General features: G+C 53.8%; 1 protein-coding gene. It reads right to left on the bottom strand.

Annotated elements, in window-relative coordinates; all coding sequences use genetic code 11:
* The coding region (locus CX664_RS25100; RefSeq protein WP_146000367.1) for a DUF1601 domain-containing protein at positions 1 to 1139 on the bottom strand (1139 nt) is incomplete at both ends.

Here is a 1139-nt window from a genome sequence, read left to right as displayed (position 1 = left end):
GGAGGTAATGAGTTCAGACTCTTTTCTTCTTCAATCTGCAGAGATGGAATAGATGATTTGAGTTGATCGCGGAAGTCAGCCTGGGTTTTTGAAATGGTTTTCTGGTAATGGGGGACGACCGGAGAGGTTCTACCAAGCCAACTTGCGGCCATGATCATGACGGATTGATCACCTTCATTATCTGGCGAGGTATGTTCCAGGCGAGTCAACAGGTCACCCATGTGCTTTTCAAGCACGTTATTTTTATAGGTATTGGAGTATAGAGCCAACCTGGCACAGTATACCATGACTCCCCAGAGAGACATCGATATCCCTTCCTGAGAAAACTGAAGGTTCTCACTGATTCGACAGACGAGCGATTCGAACGTAGAGGTAGCCACGTTCAGCTCAACGAGTTCACCCAGTTTGGCCGTGGCCCACAGCAGGTTGGCAATACCCTGTTCATTAAATTGGTCTTTCTGTGCATTCACGTGGGGCAACAGTGCGGCCACAGCTTCTTTGAGCTCTGGTGTTTGCTCCAGCCCGTTGTCCACCAGCTTTGCCATGGCCCACAGCAGGTTGGTAATTGCCTGTGGTTTATAGTTAGCTTTCTGTGCGTTCACTTGGGGCAACAGCACGGCCACGGCCTCGTTGAGACCGGGTGTCCACTCCAGCCCGTTGTCCCCCAGTTTCGCCAGGGCCCACAGCAGGATGGCTATATCCTGGACATTAAATTGCACTTCCTGTGCTTTCAAGAGGGGCAACAGCGCGGCCACGGCCTCGTTGATATCTGGTGTCCGGTCCTGCCCGTTGTCCACCAGTTTTGCCAGGGCCCACAGCAGGTTGGCGATCCCCTGGGCATTAAATTGGTCTTTCTGTACGATCACGAGAGGCAACAGCGCGGCTACGGTCCCTTTGAGCCCTGGTGTTCGCTCCTGTCCGTTGTCCACCAGTTTCGCCATGGCCCACAGCAGGTTGGCGATCCCCTGTGGCTTAAAGTCAGGTTTCTGTGCGTTCACGTGGGACAACAGCGCGGCCAGGGCCTCGTTGAATTCTGGTGTCTGCTTCTGCCCGTTGTCCACCAGTTTCGCCATGGCCCACAGCAGGTTGGCGATGTCCTGGGCATTAAATTGGTCTTTCTGTGCGTTCACGCGGGGCAA

Source organism: Endozoicomonas acroporae (assembly GCF_002864045.1).
Taxonomy (GTDB): Bacteria; Pseudomonadota; Gammaproteobacteria; order Pseudomonadales; family Endozoicomonadaceae; genus Endozoicomonas; species Endozoicomonas acroporae.
This window is presented reverse-complemented; position numbering and strand designations above follow the sequence as displayed.